This is a genomic window from Rhizobium etli CFN 42, assembly GCF_000092045.1.
Lineage (GTDB): Bacteria > Pseudomonadota > Alphaproteobacteria > Rhizobiales > Rhizobiaceae > Rhizobium > Rhizobium etli.
This window is the reverse complement of sequence record NC_004041.2, coordinates 277,001-294,231: the sequence shown is the minus strand read 5'-3', so window position 1 is coordinate 294,231 and position 17,231 is coordinate 277,001. Positions and strand designations below refer to the sequence as shown.

Annotated in this window: 12 protein-coding genes and 5 pseudogenes; 3 read left to right on the top strand and 14 right to left on the bottom strand. The window is 55.6% G+C overall.

All coding sequences use genetic code 11. The features are described 5' to 3' along the window. Positions 1–209 precede the first annotated feature (209 nt). The 8 genes and pseudogenes from nodD1 to RHE_RS32715 all read right to left on the bottom strand — a co-directional run bounded on the left by nodD1 (position 210) and on the right by RHE_RS32715 (position 8,172). The gene (nodD1, locus tag RHE_RS30790; protein ID WP_029532439.1) at positions 210–1,148 is read right to left on the bottom strand and encodes a transcriptional regulator NodD1; all 939 of its coding nucleotides are present in this window, start codon (positions 1,146–1,148) and stop codon (positions 210–212) included. A gap of 168 nt (positions 1,149–1,316) precedes the next feature. Then, entirely contained in the window at positions 1,317–1,649 is a 333-nt protein-coding gene (gene nolE / locus RHE_RS30785) for a nodulation protein NolE (RefSeq protein ID WP_010022281.1), read from the bottom strand. A gap of 388 nt (positions 1,650–2,037) precedes the next feature. Next, positions 2,038–2,713: pseudogene (gene istB / locus RHE_RS33135) on the bottom strand (IS21-like element helper ATPase IstB); the annotation flags it as partial. Between the two features lie 7 nt (positions 2,714–2,720). Beyond that, a pseudogene (locus RHE_RS33130) lies at positions 2,721–3,015 on the bottom strand (transposase); the annotation flags it as partial. A 487-nt stretch (positions 3,016–3,502) separates the two neighbouring features. Further along, a pseudogene (locus tag RHE_RS35230) lies at positions 3,503–4,288 on the bottom strand (IS5 family transposase). Between the two features lie 59 nt (positions 4,289–4,347). Further along, positions 4,348–4,743, bottom strand: coding sequence for an FkbM family methyltransferase (locus tag RHE_RS30760; protein ID WP_011053455.1), 396 nt, complete (start codon positions 4,741–4,743; stop codon positions 4,348–4,350). 194 nt (positions 4,744–4,937) lie between these two features. Further along, entirely contained in the window at positions 4,938–6,995 is a 2,058-nt protein-coding gene (locus RHE_RS30755) for a carbamoyltransferase family protein (protein ID WP_011053454.1), read from the bottom strand. 760 nt (positions 6,996–7,755) lie between these two features. Continuing rightward, entirely contained in the window at positions 7,756–8,172 is a 417-nt protein-coding gene (locus RHE_RS32715) for a hypothetical protein (protein ID WP_011053452.1), read from the bottom strand. 175 nt (positions 8,173–8,347) lie between these two features. Here RHE_RS32715 and RHE_RS30745 point away from each other — a divergent pair, with 175 nt between their 5' ends. From RHE_RS30745 to RHE_RS34010, 3 genes are all read left to right on the top strand, one after another. Continuing rightward, positions 8,348–9,022: a transcriptional regulator gene (locus tag RHE_RS30745; protein WP_029875595.1), complete on the top strand. Its 675-nt coding sequence runs from the start codon at positions 8,348–8,350 to the stop codon at positions 9,020–9,022. Between the two features lie 128 nt (positions 9,023–9,150). Beyond that, entirely contained in the window at positions 9,151–9,690 is a 540-nt protein-coding gene (locus RHE_RS30740) for a hypothetical protein (protein ID WP_004679185.1), read from the top strand. A gap of 174 nt (positions 9,691–9,864) precedes the next feature. After that, positions 9,865–10,149, top strand: a complete 285-nt coding sequence (locus tag RHE_RS34010) for a hypothetical protein (RefSeq protein WP_010065539.1) — start codon at positions 9,865–9,867, stop codon at positions 10,147–10,149. A gap of 91 nt (positions 10,150–10,240) precedes the next feature. Here the strand turns inward: RHE_RS34010 and hemN are convergent, their stop codons facing one another. The 6 genes and pseudogenes from hemN to RHE_RS34005 form a co-directional block, all read right to left on the bottom strand. Next, the gene (hemN, locus tag RHE_RS30730; protein ID WP_080712026.1) at positions 10,241–11,587 is read right to left on the bottom strand and encodes an oxygen-independent coproporphyrinogen III oxidase; all 1,347 of its coding nucleotides are present in this window, start codon (positions 11,585–11,587) and stop codon (positions 10,241–10,243) included. Between the two features lie 88 nt (positions 11,588–11,675). Further along, positions 11,676–11,873 (bottom strand): annotated as a pseudogene (locus RHE_RS30725) (hypothetical protein); the annotation flags it as partial. A gap of 107 nt (positions 11,874–11,980) precedes the next feature. Next, positions 11,981–12,874 carry a nitrogenase iron protein gene (gene nifH / locus RHE_RS30720; RefSeq protein WP_004675840.1) on the bottom strand — a complete coding sequence of 298 codons (894 nt, stop codon included), beginning with the start codon at positions 12,872–12,874 and terminating at the stop codon, positions 11,981–11,983. A gap of 886 nt (positions 12,875–13,760) precedes the next feature. After that, the gene (locus RHE_RS30715; RefSeq protein ID WP_008536495.1) at positions 13,761–14,471 is read right to left on the bottom strand and encodes a nitrogen fixation protein NifQ; all 711 of its coding nucleotides are present in this window, start codon (positions 14,469–14,471) and stop codon (positions 13,761–13,763) included. A 517-nt stretch (positions 14,472–14,988) separates the two neighbouring features. Then, the gene (locus RHE_RS30705) at positions 14,989–15,426 is read right to left on the bottom strand and encodes a DUF3846 domain-containing protein (protein WP_008536498.1); all 438 of its coding nucleotides are present in this window, start codon (positions 15,424–15,426) and stop codon (positions 14,989–14,991) included. Between the two features lie 1,423 nt (positions 15,427–16,849). Beyond that, a pseudogene (locus RHE_RS34005) lies at positions 16,850–17,230 on the bottom strand (integrase core domain-containing protein); the annotation flags it as partial. Between the last annotated feature and the right edge of the window lies 1 nt (position 17,231).

Genomic DNA, 17,231 nt, shown 5'->3' with positions numbered 1-17,231 from the left:
TCGAGGAGGTTGTTTCATTGGTCGGCTGAACGGCGGGCGTAGGAGAGCATCTGTCCAGTTCCTCCATACTTGGTCGTCAGTCAGCGCGGCTGTTGGGCCAGCGGCGACAGGATCATCGATCATCCGTGAGACTGTAGCGGCGGCGTTTCAAAGAGGCTCCTCATTCCGACGCCATGAATCACGCCGAACGACAAAACCACGAAAGAATGCTAGGAAATCCTGAGACGTCTCATTACCTCATGGGGCGAAGGCATGCGGGATGCTTCCTGGCATAGCACGTCCCGCATCCAGAGGCTTGCCTGATCACTATTGTGAAGCGCGGGCCATTGGAGGGCCTGTGTGAACGCGGGCAAAGGTAGCGGAAGGTCAGCGATCCGCAGGGGTATTGTCTTTTCGAGCTGCTTGACCAGGCGTAAGGGCATTGTCGCTATGCGCTCGGTCCCTGAAAGCATGAACGGAACCATGCTGAAGCCCTGCACGACTACTTCGACATGTCTCTTAAGCCCGTGCCCAAGCAAACACCATTCCTCGATGGAAGCAGCGTTCCCAAACTTCACCACAACGTGCCCCATCGACATATACCTCTCGAGTGTAAGTTGCTCCGAGAGTAGCTTGTTCGAGCGGCAGCCCACGCACACGAGGGTCTCCTCGAATAACGCCACCTTAGGATGTGCGCGCGACATGAGCAATTCCGGAAAGATGAGAAAATCGGCGTCACCGCGCCGCAAGTAATCATCGTAGTTATCGGCGATCGGCAGCAACTCGAAGCTGACGGCGGGCGCTTCTCGGGCGACACGCGTCACGACCTTTTCAAAAAAAACGAGTGCGGCGTAATCGGAAAGAATGACTCTGAAGCAGCGATCCGATTGAGCAGGGCAAAACGGATCCCAGGATATGATCGAAACCTGGATGTGAAGCAGAGCCTCGCGGACCGAAGGCGCGAGCCGCTCCGCACGCGGGGTTGGAACGAGTTCGCGACCGACCATGGTAAAAAGGTCGTCATTGAAATAGGTGCGTAACCTGCCGACGGCCGCGCTCATGGCCGGTTGGCTCAAGTTGATGCTGCGCGCTGCCGCCGTGAGATTACGCTCGGTCATCAAGGCGTCGAGTGCGACGAGGAGATTCAGATCAAGGCCCTTGAACCGCATGTCTTCATCCATAGCGAGGTGGCGAGATAAAAGGTGAAAAGGCTTGGTCTCGCAGTGTGCGGCGCCACGAGAGATCAGCAAGCAAAGGGTCGCCTAAAATTGAGAAAGTATCGATGTTCCAGCCGCCGTGGCTTTGATGGTCTTACTGCTACCTTCAACCGACACGATTCAGTGGTGCCTGATCATTCTGGCGAGTAGCAGTGTTTTCCGCGGATAAAGGTTTCGGTCTGCGACGTCGATCACTTCGGCGCCTTCAATATGTACTTCGGGGGGTAAGACGCACTCGTAGCACTCACCTTCTTCGGCAGGAGTATCTTGGCAATTGAAGTCTTGAGTGTGCTCCGCTGAATGGGCTTTGTCAGCACCATTCAGGTTTGCGCGGGGGTCACTTGCCGCCGGGCCACAATCTTGGTTACGATCATCTGCTGCAAGTGACGGCCCGGCCCGCAATGTCAATGCGAGCAACGCTGCAACGATGACGTAGTAACCAATAACCTTCATGAGACGTTTCCTTTCTTCGACTAAGGCCAGGCGATACCAGGTAGGATTGATGCCATTCCCGCCGCCAGTGCTTCGGGGCTACAGGCGTTGTTGGATTGGTTGAGAGCCTTTCAACGGATCATACCCGGTGGAGTGGAGACGGCCGTCTATGGAGCATCCGCGAAAATTGGTGAAATCTATTGTTTAAATGCGAGTCATCCATTTGATGCATGTAGACGACGTCTTGCCTGCCCGAGCCAACAAGTGTCGCCAAACCCACTGTTTTCAGGGGCGCCTTTTCACCCAGTCCTTCTATCCTCAGTGGGCTTGCGCATGTCGTTGCCGCCATCCCCTTCATCCGGGATAGCAAAGGGCGCCGCGTGCGGGAGGGACACCCCTGCGTCTCCCGTCAGGCTACGACATTTTGTTCGATCGGCTGCCTTGTATGGAGAAGACCGGATTCCTGACGTTTCAGTGTCATCGTTTGCAATGAGATAGAGGTAATGGCCGCAAGCCGGCTGGGTCGACCACGTTTAGCTTCCATCGCGGAACGTCGCCATTAGCTTTCGACGTTCATTTCGAATGATCGTAGCGTGATGAACAAGTCGGTCCACCGCGGCAAGCGTCATGGCCGGGTCCGGAAAGACGCGGTTCCATTCTCCAAAGGGCTGATTGGCGGTGATGATGATGGACCGCCGCTCATATCTTGGGAGATGAGTTCGAAGAGCACGCGGGTTTCGGCCTGGTCCTGGTGACGTAGGCCAGGTCGTCGAGGATAAGCAGATCGAACTTGTCGAGCTTTGCGACGGCGGATTCGATCTGGAGTTCACGCCGTGCGACCTGCAGTTTCTGGACGAGGTCGGTCGTGCGAGTGAACAGCACCCGCCAACCGTTCTCGATCAGCGCGAGGTCGAGGGCCGCGGCGAGATGGCTCTTTCCGCCGCCCGGCGGACCGAACATGAGGATATTGGCACCTTTCGCGACCCAGCTGTCGCAGCGGCAATGGCCATGACCTGGGCCTTGGAGACCATAGGGACTGCATCAAAATCAAAGCTGTCGAGCGTCTTTTCCGGTGGCAGGTTTCGCCTGGGCAAAATACGCCGACGCTTTGCGCAGAATCTCGTTGGCCTGACGAAGCTCGCGGCTCTCCCGCTCAAGAGCATTCATATTCTCGGCGACATCGTTCGGCCGGCCTGCTCGCTTACCGCTATCGACCTCGGTCTTCTTCACCCATTCGTGCAGCGTGCGTGGCCGGCGAGCAGCCGATCTTGGCCGCGATAGATGAAACGGCAGCCCACCGCGCGGGGTGCTCGGCTTCGTGATCCAGCACCATGCGGATGGCACGCTCACGGACTTCAGGCGAGAATTTGTTCGTTGTCTTGCTCATATCGGCTCCAATCTCTCATGAGTTGAAGCCTCCGGCAAACTCGGCGCGGTTCTTGAATCCCAAAAAGGGAACCGGCTATAGGCTTGTGTTTTTAAGCAAAACGTCACCCTCCACTCCTAGGTCCTGTTGACAAAGTCAGCAGTGATAATGCGATAAGATGGCTCCTAACGGAGGATTTGATGTCTGGAGCTGATCGGGAAATACGACTTCGACTTAGTGTGCAACGCGCCTTGCTCGGGGCCGTATCATCGACGCTCGCCGCCGTTACGTGTGGCTGGAGTGGCAACGAGATTGTCCTCGAATTCTTGGTCGATCCCGATTTCAGCGATGATGACCGCGAACGCATGGAGGTAGTCGCATCCGAGGTCATCTCGGATTTCGGTTATGAAACAATAATGACTGTCTTCACATCCCCACCATCGGATGGACCGAAGGTTCCGGTTGATAGGCGATGGTGGGCTTACAGGCGATTTGAGCCATTGCTGGGCTAAAGGCGTTCCATGAAGTGCGGCAGCCAGATTTTTGCGGCGGCCAGCAAAAGGAACGCTTCGAAGGAAGTTCGGGTCTTGTCGTAACGGGTGGCAATCCGTCGGAACTGTTTGAGCCGGTTGAACATTCGTTCGATGCGGTTGCGGTCTTTATAAACTTTGAAGTCGCAGGAAGGCGGGTCTTTCCGGTTCGCTTTTGGCGGAATCACGGGCCGAATGCCGTGGATCAGCAACTCTTCGCGGGCGGAGTCGCCGTCGTAGCCCTTGTCAGCAAGGAATGATTTAGGTTTGCCAACGGGTATGGTAAGAAGCGCTGGAACGGCGCTAGCTATAATTAGAAGCCTCGCCACCTGTCAGGACAAAGCCGAGAGGACGTCCCTGACCGTCTGCGCGGGCATGGACTTTTGTCGTAAAGCCGCCGCGTGATCGACCAAAACCCTCCTTATAAGTCCCCCTTTAGCGCCCGCAGCCTGCGAATGGCCGCGAACCGTGGTGCTGTCAATCATATGTTGCCAGTCATCGGTCAATCCAAGTTCGACAAGCGTTTCCAGAAGTGCGTCCCAAACACCTTGTTCGGCCCAGCGGCGGAAACGAACATAGACCGAATTCCACTTTCCATATCGCTCGTGCATATCGCGCCACGGACAGCCGACGCGCAGAACATGGAGCATCCCGTTAAAAAAGCGGCGGTTGTCGTGGGATGGCCGAGACTTGCGACCACGCTCGGTCGGCAATAGCGGTTCGACAATCCGCCATTCCTCATCACTCAAATCGCCTCGTGCCATAGCTGCTTCCTAAAAAGCAGTCTTGAATCACGCCTAGGCTGATTTGGGAATCCACTTTGTCAACAGGACCTAGTCTCAACCGAAATCGGAGGGTCAAACCGAACCCACTCGTACTCAGAAAGATGGTTCTTGGGACGGCGTATCGAGCCCGAGAGATCCCATTCCTTAGCGCTGTCATTGCCATTGCTGGGATGAAACTCGATCATCCCGTTTCGGTCGCTGATCGCAACCTCGGATAGCCTCATCCGATCCCGATCAGAACCCATTTTCTCCTTGAAGCGTGCAGCGGCTCTGGGGTCTGGCTCAAAGCAATAGAGCTGGGCGCTCGGAAGAAGGCGCAGAAAGCGTTGAGCATCGCTTCCGTCATTGCACCCAATGTCAAAGATTACAGGGTTAGGCTTATCGAGAAGCGAAACGATCTGTCGATGTACGTTTAACTCACACACCGGATCCATCACAGTCTCCTTAACTTTTCGAAGTGCCCCTGCTGAACGAGCTCGGACAGGATATCACTGAAATACCGAGCCATTTGGCCCTTCTTTCGACATGGTTGTTGACGCGTCGCCGTGCGATTAGGTGGGCACGGCGCATTGTCGGTCGCGGGCTTTGCTATTCGCGAGTTTGTTTGGCGTAACGACGCGACCCCAAGCTATGCTGAAAGCCCACTAGTCACCGAGGCCTCAGCGGGGACGGATACCTGTGATTTGCGGCCACGTACCGGGCTTAAGCATATGCAACGCTGCTCCCAAATCTGCCGAAGTTCATTTAGGAAAGTCTCACGACTACCTGAAACAGGCGCGATTCCATCCAAAATGTCGCCAACCAGGGCTTCTCCCTCAATCCTAATTAGCTGTTCAAACAACTCCGGTGAAATACGCACGGCCTGCAGGCTGGAGGCGCCTGTGCGGATCTCACATACAGTCTCTTGCCGATCCAGGGTGGAATATGCACGCGCCTGATGGAGACTTGCGTAAGGTGGCAAGGAAACTGCTAGTTTATTCCACTCCTCCATCGTTGAGATTCGCTTCTTGACGAGAAATGGACCGATCACAAGTGCATCCAGGTCGGTCGTCAAAAAAGTCGTTACGGCATCCCTAACCGAATCCACTACCGGCTCGGCGTTGTTGTTAAACGACGTGTTGAGCAAGATCGGAACGCCGGTTCGCTTCCCGAAAGCATTGATTAGCTCCCAATATGCGGGATTTGTCTCGCGTGACACTGTCTGCAAACGAGCCGTACCATCTACGTGCGTGATGGCGCCTAGCGAACTACGCTTGGGTTCGCGCACAGACACTACGAAATTCATAAAAGGAAATTTGCGCAAGGTACCTGGCAGATCAAAAAATTCCACGGCGTCCTCCTCCAATACCGAGGGAGCAAATGGGCGGTAGCCTTCCCGCTTCTTGACCATCATATTAATTCGATCCTTGTTTGACGCCGGCCTCGGATCAGCAAGAATACTCCGGTTGCCTAGCGCCCGTGGACCGAACTCCGAACGCCCCTGCACCCAGGCGATCACGGCGCCATCCGCAATCCATTCGGCTGCTTTGCCTGTCACGTCATCACTCCGTTCAATTTCGAGATGCTGGCCCCAAGCAAAAAGTTCCTCCTCCACGCTTCCTTCGCTCTCCAGGTCGGGTCCCCAATAGACGTTTTGCAAACGCTCACGAGGTGCCGGATGCCCCAGATCATGAGACGCCATCAATGCGGCGCCTAGTGCGCAGCCAGCGTCATGGGCAGCCGGTTGCACGAAGATGTCGTCAAACATCCCCGAGTACAGCAGCTTGCCATTCAAAGTGCAGTTGTGAGCCACTCCTCCGGCCAAACACAGTCGTTCGATGCCCGTAACCTTGGTGTAATGCCGTAGGACGTGGAACACGATCCGTTCCAGTGCTTCCTGCAGTGAAGCACTCACATCTTTATGCTGCTGCGTGAACGGCATGCCTTTCTGGCGTATTTGAATGTTACTGAGCAACGTAGGACCAACTCGGTCGAGATGGACCCGATAACCACCGTCGTCTAGGAGTTCGTAAAATTGTTCGAAGATCTCGCGGTACGAAGCGGGATTGCCGTAAGGTGCCAGACCCATGATCTTATATTCATCGAACGCGCCATAACCTAGGTAGCGGATCGTTTCCAAGTATAGCAGCCCTAGAGAATCATTCTCCGGAAATGTCACGAGTGGCTCAATCTCCGTGCTGGAACCAATCGCCAAAAGCCCCGAAAGAAAGTCTCCACCGCCGTCAATTGAGAGGACCAAACTTCGCTCGAAGCCCGACATGAAAAACGAGCTCACCGCGTGCGACATATGGTGGCTCACGAACGACACACGTGAGGGATCAATTTCGGCACCAAATTCTTGCCCGAGTAATCCGCACAACAACAGTCTCGCGTCCGGTATTGGGGTACTTGGGTGAGAGAGGCGCACGCGCTCGAGCACAGCGTTGCAATAGGCCTCGGTCGCATAATACGCGATGCGGTCGATGTCGCTCAGGTGAACACCTGCAGATGCGAGGCAATATTGAATCGAACGCGTTGGTAACTTGTTGGAGTGCTTGATCCGGTTAAGGCGCTCCTCCTCGACCGCCGCTATCACTCGCCCGTCGCGAACGAGAACCGCAGCCCCATCGTGCATAAAGGTGTTCGGTAGATCGAACGAATTTTCGTAGACTCTGCTTAGACCGCCACTGAGCCCTAGACACAGCATGTTGCTCTCCAGTTCGTTTCGAAAGGTAGGTCGCTCTGGTCTGGCCACCGGCTTTCGCAGTTTCATAGGGTGGCGCTTGACAGTGCAGCTAGAGCTCACGGGTCGAAGCCGAAATCAGATCGTGACCGGATCGGTGAGATTGCCGACAATCGGCGCTAACAGAGCCCCAGACCGAAGCATTTGCGGCAGTAACGCCGCGTAACGTATCCACATTACCCAGTCCTTCATCTTTCCGCCCGACAGCCACAACGACGTTTGGTGGTCGCTGCAAAGGTCGCAGACCGTATCCTTGCAGCGGCGAGTGCGCCTGCGTTGGCTCCGAGGCATAGCACACAGAATTCCGCCGCCGGCCTCCGTCATTCGCATATGCGCCAGTACCGAACTCAGCTCCCACGCGGTGGGGCCGCCATTGATAATCACGTCGAACGGCGCCCACGGCGTGAGAACCGATCTGCAACAAACGCTAGAAGGGGAAGCAGTAGAAAGATGACCAGCGCGCGGTGAAGACGAATAGGAGGCGGCATCGACCGGGGCAAAAGTGCGTCCCGTGAGAGCCCACTGAAACGTCGAGAAGCAACGACCAAGATTCTACCCGATCACGTCGAGCGCAAGATAACGATCGAGACCAGGCAGCAGACCGACTGCCTCATCTCGTTTTCCCAGCACAGTCTCCACGGCACCCGAGGACCCATTTTAAGAACTCCGAATTACGGCTTTTACAAAACGCTTCTTCAGCGTCTTCTAATGGCAACCGTTTCGATCAGTAAAATCGATTGTTTGGATGGAATGCATTCACGAAAACGATGGCGTGACTCAGCAGTGAAGCGAGCGGCGACCCCATCCTTCTCTCTATGGCGGCCGTGTGCAAGGCAGATCCGCCTGTGACATTCGACCGACAAACTCCTCGTGTCTTGTCATAAAAGCAACACTCCTTCGCTACTCTTGTTTCAGCCGACAAAGCCAAGCCGCATGTTCGTCTCGGCACATCAATGAGCCTAATGGCGGCGCTAGCTGCAAGGAAACTGCGTTCGGTCTTGGTCAGCACCGCCGCTGCGAGTGCCGCGAAACGTGGGCCAAGCGCTTCAACATTTTCCCCGGCGTAAGTGCGCAGCATCTGGTCTTTGAAGCGCCAGCCGACGAAGGAGAAGCCTGGGTTGGTGCGCGGCTCCTTCACCACTTTAGGGACCGGGACGATAAATCGGCAGAGGCCGCGGTAACTCCAAAAAATAATGCGGCGCTAAAAAATTGGCCTCAGGCTAGACCGTGGGTATAGACTGGTAGTCCGGTAGGCGCTATTCGTGCTGTTCCAGCATAACATCAGCCACCCCGTGGATTCTCCAAGGCCTCTTATATTGAAAAAAGTGCAACGCAGTTTTGCCGTCGAGTACAAGAACGGCAGGCGAAAACTTGATGCCAGATCGAACTCGATCTGGGGCAATGTGGATCTAAAGTCAGTCGCGCGCGATCTAGAGGAAGAGGCATTGCCTTTTCTGTCAGGTAGCTCTCAGAGTGGCAAACCCGACAGCGAAATGTCTTTGCCGGAACAAGATCAGGCCGAGCAGTTGTTGACAGCGCCTCTCGGGCCGTCGACAACTGCATCAGATACACAGGAGATGAGCATGGCCGACGAGACTAATACGACAACCAAGGTCGATGGACAGACCGTTGTCGAAACGCCTAATGCGCCGAAGAAACAGCGCAAACCGCGCGCCAAAAAAGTCGCGGCACTCGAGACCGCGTTAGCTGACGCTACGGCAGAGCCGGCAGCTGCGCTGGCCGGGGACGGTGGTGTGAAGAGGAGAGGGCGCAAGACAAAGGCTATCGAAGCCACGGCGAGCGCCAAACGCGCACCTGTGCGCCGTGCTCCAAAGGCTGTGCAGGCAGCGCCGGCTGCCCCGATGACGGCGAGCGATGAAATGGCAGACCTTTTGCAGTTGGAAGAGGAAAATCAGCGGCTGCGCAAGCTTCTTGCTGGAAAACTTCGCGCTGAAAATGAAGATCTGCGCAAACGGCTCAAGCTCGATTGATATAAGCAGCCGGTCAATAAGCGACCGGATCTACATTCTTATCGAGACAAACAATTCGGCAACGGTAATGCTGTTGCCGGACCCCAAACTCACTGCCTGCTTGCGGGATAAAACGCGAGGTCGGATAGATGGCGTCTCCCTGGAAACTTCTTGCCCGACTGATCTCACCGGGTCGCGAACAAAAGCGAGAAAACGGCTCGGACCAGAAGGTTACGCCGGACACATTGGCCATTGCCGGTCCGACCGAAACGCCTGCCGAGAAGAGCCTGATAAGCGCCGTTCGACCGGCAAGCGAGGGGCCTCCCCGTCACGGCCATTCTCCTGCAATTTCCACCGAGTTTGTTGTTTCTAAGGAAGTCGGAATCGGTGGCCACGATCAGGTCGAAGGCCAAGATGCCAAAAACGTTGAGGCGGCCGATCCACCTCCATTCGGCGGGCTTAGTACCGACATCGCCGCTGGGCACGATGCTACGAGGCTCGAGCGAACTCTCGAGGTCGCCCCGCGTAAGAAGGCATCAGCCGCGATTGCAAACGCTGCCCCGGCAGTTCACACTGCGGACCAGATGAGCCTCGACGAAGACATCAGGGTGCTCAGGAGGCAGCTAGCCAGAAAGCTAAGGCTGCAAAACGCGCAGTTGAGAACAATGCTGGAGCGGTTTGAACGGTGACCTGTCGCAGTGCAACAACCTGTCGCCCTGGGCATGTAGTGGAGCCAACGGCAGCATCACCTGTGTACGGCAAGGACAAATAATTGGGGTCCGAACACGGTCCCATTTCGTCGAGATCAACGACAAGAGTGTTTAGGCCATGTTCTAGGCATTTAACCGCGCTCGATCGCCACCGTGAACATCGAGCCTGCCGCAGGTTTCCTGGATGCGCGTCTCCGCCGCCTGCGCAATCGAAGCCGCATTGGTGGCGTCAAGCTGAACTGTCCGGGCGTCTGGTCCGTTTTGAACGAAGGTGTCGCCTGCTTCAAGTTGGCGCGCGCAACCGAGCCGGTGAAGCCGTGCTGCGCCAGACCTTTCACGATATTTGACGGCGGATTTCTTTGCCAGTGGCGAGAGCTGAACTGTGACGCGATCGAGACCGACACATGCCATGGACTGCGAATTCAGCGATCGATTTAAAATCGAGCAATTGGGGGCTTGCCTCCTGCCTAACATCTCGACGAACTCGAGCTCGATTAAGTGATCACTCCAAGGTCCTCCGTTTGCCAGTCTAGATCGGCTGGCGGCCAAGATAAGCATCGAACGCGGCAGCGACATGGCGAAGGGCAGAGCGACGTTCGTGCCGCACACTGACTAAACCGTTGTCAAACTCAACGATCCCATCCTCAGCCAGAATCTCTAGCTGCTTAGCTGAACTCACTAGATGGGTCTGATCAAATCCCTGAGCCGTACAGATTGCTGATATGTCCGCCTCCAAGTAGCACATGAGCTGTTCGATGATTGCAGCTCTTACGCGATCCTCGGTAGCTAAACGGTAGCCCCTTGAGATCGCCAAGCGGCCGGATGCTATGTGCCGGTTATAACAGCTTTGCGTGAGATCGTTTTGAACGTAACCGTCGCCGCAACGACCAATGGCGGACGCGCCCAAACCGATGACAGTTGAGCAGGTTTCGGCAGAGTAACCAAGCGAATTTCGGCGCAGACGACCAGCTCTCTGTGCTATTGCAAGCTCGTCATCCGGCAAAGCAAAATGGTCGAGACCAATTTGCAGATAGCCTGCTGCAACTAACGTATCGGCCATGGCTGAGGCCTGCTCAGCTCGCGCGGCTATATCGGGCAGTGCTGCTGTGTCAATCAAGCGCTGATTTTTTCGAAAAGATGGAACGTGGGAATAACCGAAAACCGCGAGGCGGTCGGGACGCATCGCAATAGCTAACATAGCGCTCTCGAGACAGGACTGGACGGTTTGGTTCGGCAAACCGAACATCAAGTCGAAATTGATACGCCTGACCCCATACAGGCGGAGGTTTTCGACGGCGGTCATCACTTGCGCCTCGCTCTGAATCCGGTTGATCGCTTTTTGTACGACGGGATCGAAGCTCTGCACACCGACGCTTGCGCGATTCACACCGGTTCTTTCTAGGGCTTCGGCCATATCGGTGGTGAACGTGCGCGGGTCGACCTCAACGGCAATGGTTGCACCTCGCTCAAGCGCAAAACGGCCGCGCAGGAGTTCCATTAGCGACAGGAAGTCTGCCGATGGCATAATGGTCGGGGATCCGCCGCCAAAGTGCACGTCACCCACGGAGAGTGCCTGCGGCACTTGCTCGGCGACCAGGCGGATTTCCTCGCGCAGCATTGCTAGATAATCGGTTATCAAAGTGTCCCGACGAGTGATGCTAGTCGGAAAACCACAATACCAGCACATCGAGCGGCAGAATGGAATGTGGAGATAGAGCGAGACAGCGTCATCAGTTCCCTGGCTTCTCAGCCATTGCTCATAAGTGTGGGCGCCGATTTCTGGAGAAAACTCCTGTATTGTTGGGTAGATAGTATACCAAGGCAACTGCGCCCCGCTATTTGTGTTCGGAACGAAAATCGACGACGGTGCGCGCAAAGACTTTCGCCTGCAGTCCGTGTCACGTTCACATACAATATTTGACACGTTTTTTTCCTTCGAAAGCGTGGTCCTATTGGGCACATGCCACGCCCGGAATGGACTTGATGTTCGATTTGACGTCGCATTCGGAAAGGGCCTTCGGCTCATCGCCAGGCTCGTCGCCGCTCGTTGCGACGCTGAGGTGCTTCTTGCGGCGCTTCGCCGCCTTGTCTGGATATTGCGCTAATACTTCCGCAATGAGCTGTTCATGCAAAACGCTGTCATTCTCGTAATCAAGGCTCATGGGCCCCTGCCCCCTTTCAAGGTTCGGGTTAGGTCGTCGTCGCCGAAGCGGCTTTCTTGGAAGGACGCGCTGGCGCAAGGGCCAGCGCGTCCTGTCGACAGCGGCAGTTATTGAGCCGCAACCACCGCTGACTCCTTGGCCTGTAGTTCGGCCAGCATCTGCTCGTCGCTCTTCATGATGCCGAAGTCGAGCAGCATGTCTTCGAGCTCTTCCATGGTAATCGGGGTCGGAATGGTCCCTTGGCCCGAATTGGCATGGATCTTCTCGGCTAGCGCCCGATATTCCCCGGCCTGCTTGGAGTCCGGCGCGTACTGGATCACCGTCATCTTCCTGAGCTCGGCGTGCTGGACGATGTTGTCACGCGGCACAAAGTGGATGAGCTTGGAATTGAGCCTGGCAGCCAGCGCCTCGGAGAGGTCGAGCTCGCGGTCCGTCTGGCGCTCGTTACAGATCAGGCCGCCGAGCCGCACGCCGCCGGAATGGGCATATTTCAGGATGCCCTTGGCGATGTTGTTGGCGGCATAGAGCGCCATCATCTCGCCGGACATCACGATGTAGATCTCCTGGGCCTTGTTCTCACGGATCGGCATCGCAAAGCCACCGCACACCACATCGCCGAGCACGTCATAGGAGACGTAGTCGACATCGTCATATGCACCGTTCTCTTCAAGGAAATTGATCGAGGTGATGACGCCGCGCCCGGCGCAGCCGACGCCCGGTTCCGGACCGCCGGACTCCACGCACTTGATGCCTTTGTAGCCGGCCTTGAGCACGTCCTCGAGCTCAAGGTCTTCCACCGAACCTTCCTGCGCTGCCAGATGCAGAACCGTGTCCTGTGCTTTGGCGTTCAGGATCAGCCGGGTGGAGTCGGCTTTCGGGTCGCATCCGACGATCAGGATCTTCTGCCCGAGGTCGACAAGCGCTGCGAGCGTATTTTGGGAGGTGGTGGACTTGCCGATCCCCCCTTTGCCGTAAAATGCGATTTGACGCAAATCTGACATATCGCCTTCCTTCTTTCGTTCCATCCATCGCTGAGTAAAAGGCAGGCAGCTCGCGCCGCCTCGCATGGCAATCTTCAAAACCCGTGCCATGTGGGCAGCAGCATATAAAACAGCTGTTTTGCTGATCTTCAGCTATTTAGTTCCGAACTTTCGAAGGCGGGATCGACAAACTCTTGTCTCGAAACCGCCAAACTGGACGAAGCGGCTGCGAGGTCTTGTCGGTTGGAAATCGCTTGCGTCAAAGATCAACAAATCTCGTCCGTATCCTTACATCTCAGGCGAGGGACAGAAGTAGTGTGGCAAGTCGTAGAGCCAAGCAGATCGGTACCGTCTTGACGGCCGATCGGCTTCGCACCACGCGTCGAATCAAGGCCGGATGATCAGCAGAACGCATATGAAGGCACAGTAGAGATTGTCGCTTACAACAAACTCGCTGTTATGCTGTCTCCATGAACAAATAGGGGGAATGCCGACAGCTTGGCAGCTGCAGTCTTGCAGGCCCGGATTGTTTCGCCATTGGCTGAGATTGACAACGGAGCCGGTTTCGATCGTCAGCGGGCCAGATTCTGAGGAAATGCTCGAAGGCTACAGCAAAGATCGTGAGCAAGCTATCAAGTTAAAGCGCTAGTCGCGGACGCTTTTTTCCGGCCATACGCTCAGCTCCGACAAATTGTGGATCGCGTAGTCGAATACGGCGAAGAGCTTAAGGCAATTTTAGTAGGTGCTATCAGAATTGACCGATGATCATTATCCGACGACGACATCACCGCTCATCTTTAGGAAAGTGGCATTTGCGCGTGCCCGCACAGTCGTAATATCGGGAGCAATAATCCCCCGTATCGGTTCAACGTCGCCGGACAAGCCCGCCAAGTTGCATCTGTGGCCTTCACGTTTTCAAGATCTCGCGCCCGACGAACTCTGCCGCTCCAGAAAGACTTCCGCTTTCCTCAGGGAGAAAGCATTCATTAAAATCGCCGCATTCCTTGCAGCTGGGAGCGCTACAAAGGGAAAAGCCTTCAGCTTCGCAAATCTTGCGGTAAAAATACTTCTTCCACCTCATGTTGTTGGTGTTGCCTGCCACCAGCGCCGGAAAATGCGCGAACAGCAATCTCCTAAGTTCGGCTTTGTCAAGCAAGCCGAGATCCCGCCAGAGGTGGTCTTCGCGCATGGAACGTCGCGCAATGATCTTAGCAAAACGCACGCCCTCAGGGTCGCCTGGCCGCACATGCCCTAGGAGCATATCGCGCAACAGTTGCTCCTCCGCATCAGGCACGCAATCACTCGCCTCTTGCAGGGCAAAAGCGCGGATAAGCCTTGCCGGGAAACTGCGGGCTGGTATATCCCGCAGCTCCCTAAGCGAAAGGCCGGTTGCCTCGGTCGCGGTGGCAATCCCCATCTCAATTTCTTCAAGTGCGCGCGAAAAAACGCGGAAGAGCACATAGTCATCAAAATATAACTTGAGACCCATCTGGCATGGTCGGCTGAAATAGCGTGTTTGGCAATCGTCGCAGTGGTCGACGGCTATGCCGGTTTGACGTGCGGCGTCCGCAGCTGGCACCGCCACCGTCGAGACCCCGATGTGATGCACATTTGGCATGCGCTTCGTCGCTTTCTCCAATAATCGAATTCAGTTGGCTGCTTTGATCCCCGCAAGGCGAGCATTCAAAGGTTGTGCCAGCTTGAGCAAGTGACAGTTGAAGCCGGCTTTTCAATCACTCGATCGCCCGTGCAGCGGGGAGGCGATCCCGCCTCCCAGTTATCGCCAAACGGACAAACGCAGGCTTTCAATCTGCGGCGCCGATCGAGCAGTCTGAGTGTAGCAATCTGAGGGAAGATCAAAGATCAATTGCTGCGCAACGACGTGTTAGCCGCCGATAGAGTTATCATATGTCTCTTCGATAGTCCTCAGAGTAGTTGGAGACCGGCACTGAACGTCTTCCGACCTTCAGTGTTGACCTTTGTCCAGTTGAACGGGAGGCCTTCGGCAACGTAGTAAACGCCGCTTTGAGGCGTCAGCTTTCCGTTTCTCGAGCCCATGTCGCCACGCTCGCGGACTCTCAGCGAATCGGCGCGATAGAGTTCATTCTCCTGGATCCTATCATTCGTCATTGCGCTCATAGGAGCACCGGGGAGCGGCGATCAATACGCACTTGCAGGCCTTCCAGTGCGCCCGCAACGATGAGGCCCTTGTTCGCCACTCGGTCCATCGGAACAAACACAGGATCAAGCACCGGCCGGCAACATTCAAAACGTCGCGCGGCTTCCGTCATCGTTATTGACGGCGAACGATAAGGTTTACTACCATCGCCTCCCAAAAGCGCTATCTGCCCGGCAAGAGGGATCGGGTACCCGTCAAAGATCGTAAAGGCGGTTAACCCAACTCGCAAAGCTTCTTCGCCAACAAATAGCGAGTGCATGTCGTCGAAGCGGATCATCTGAATAAGATCACTGCCAATTAAACCGGCGATCGATGCAATGCTGTTGCGATCAGGGAGCTCAGCGGCGCGAAAGATCGCACTTTCTGGCTCCAACAGATACACAAAATTTTCCATATCCTTGCCTTCTAAATTCTTGAAAAGAGCTCGTGCCCAGCTGCTTTTGACGGGAGCGAAAGCGACTCGTGCATCAACTTGGGATAGCGACAACGCGCGGCAATATGCAGATTTCAGCGTGCTGTGTAAATGGTCCTGCGCCAATTCGGTTCGGTTCAATTCAAGCCAGGCTCCGGACGCGTCGCTCCGATGTCGCCCAGCCAGTTGATTCTATTGAGATATTTTAATGGGCGTGTTTTTATTCCGGCCAGCCCCCATACCAACTCCGGGCCAAACATGAACGCGACGATGTTAGACCATACCGGCAGCCGCGAGTCGACTAAGCGGGTTCAGCAATCGAACGCGGCGGCCATCGGCGTCGCCGCACGTATGGCTCGAATTTGTCCCAAATTTGCGGAACGGGATCCCGACCTTGGGCAAACTATGCAAACGGGTGCGTGTTCCAAGTTTGACGAGATCTGTACGTTGTACGAATACCCGGCAGAATTAGAAATCATTTCCCATGCTGCAGACGCGAGAGCCTGAACTCGAAGCTAACGAGTGGAGCTTCTATCAAGGCACCCCTTACGACGTATAAAGCAGAAAGAAAATTTGCAATCGGCGAGTCCATCCGAGCATCACGACATTTGGCTAGCGCAACCGGGGCAACAGCCGCGCTCACTGTTGGCTGACTTAAAGTGTGCTGAAAGCCGCGGTCGCGAGTTCGCGCTCGGTCCCCAGGCGTTTTCGGTGCCGCGTTTTTAGCGTTATTCAAAACGCGGATGATGGCATCCAATCAATCTATTTTGCCTGATTAGCGACCTTGGTGCATGACCAAGGTGTCTCACCAAACAAGCCGATCGCGACCTCAGCGGAGAACGTACAAAAATGCAATAGATAGGAAGCGGCAGATTTTATTGCGTATCCCGGAGAGATACTGGCGCCGCCTTGTTGCTCGCTATGGCGGCGGCCTTCGGAGTCTGGCGAACAGGATTTGCCGAGTCGGAAGCCGCGAAAGAAGAAGTCGTCACTTTGGCGTATTCGCGCTGACCCAACTTTTGGCAACCTATGGCACTCACGGCGAAGTCATGCACGTTCATAGCGTGGACGAATCGGGCGAAACGTCAGCGTCGACGCAGTTCAAGTATTGGACGAACGAACGGGAGCAAGGCCTTGTCCTTTAGAACTTTTTTTTGCATCCTGCTACTGGTCACGTGCACCAGCGCTGTTTCGGCCTACGCCGCGTCGCTTTCCATCTTCAAAGCGTTCGCCGTAACACTAGCGGCTTCGGTTTTCCTTCAGGTCGTTTATTTCTTGAGCCTGCTATTTATGTCCTTCCGGCCCACGCGCGAGAGCGACAGGTCGATACATTCAGGAACTCGGCAGGCAAACCAGCCACAAAAACATGATCGCGATGAAACTGAGCTGACCTGCCACTGAATTTTCATCCGGCGGCGATTAGAGCCTCGGCGGTTTTGAATACGCCAAGTGGCGCGGTGTGAGCAACCGGCGGAAACGCGAAGCCTTCATCTTGCGCAGCGTTGGAGCCGGTTGCGGCGATGGTCCCGGCATAATCTGCCGGGGTCTGATATCCGAGCGATTAGTGCGGCCGGAAATTATTGTGATCGTCCGCCCATTCGGCAATGGCGCTTCGGGCATGATTGAGGCCAAAGAACAGGCTTTCGTTGAGCAGTTCGTCGCGCATCCGACCATTGAAGCTCTCGGCATAGCCGTTCTGCATCGGCTTTCCCGGCGCGATGTAGTGCCAGTCGACTTTGTGATCCTTCGACCACGCGAGGATCGCATTCGAGGTGAGTTCAGTGCCG

Excerpts from the sequence above, each read along its gene's own strand:
- nodD1 (WP_029532439.1), bottom strand. The coding sequence starts at position 1,148 with ATGCGGTTCAAGGGCCTTGATCTGAATCTCCTCGTCGCACTCGACGCC.
- nolE (WP_010022281.1), bottom strand. The coding sequence starts at position 1,649 with ATGAAGGTTATTGGTTACTACGTCATCGTTGCAGCGTTGCTCGCATTG.
- RHE_RS30760 (WP_011053455.1), bottom strand. The coding sequence starts at position 4,743 with ATGGATCCGGTGTGTGAGTTAAACGTACATCGACAGATCGTTTCGCTT.
- RHE_RS30755 (WP_011053454.1), bottom strand. The coding sequence starts at position 6,995 with ATGCTGTGTCTAGGGCTCAGTGGCGGTCTAAGCAGAGTCTACGAAAAT.
- RHE_RS30740 (WP_004679185.1), top strand. The coding sequence starts at position 9,151 with ATGGCGTCTCCCTGGAAACTTCTTGCCCGACTGATCTCACCGGGTCGC.
- nifH (WP_004675840.1), bottom strand. The coding sequence starts at position 12,874 with ATGTCAGATTTGCGTCAAATCGCATTTTACGGCAAAGGGGGGATCGGC.
- RHE_RS30715 (WP_008536495.1), bottom strand. The coding sequence starts at position 14,471 with ATGCCAAATGTGCATCACATCGGGGTCTCGACGGTGGCGGTGCCAGCT.
- RHE_RS30705 (WP_008536498.1), bottom strand. The coding sequence starts at position 15,426 with ATGGAAAATTTTGTGTATCTGTTGGAGCCAGAAAGTGCGATCTTTCGC.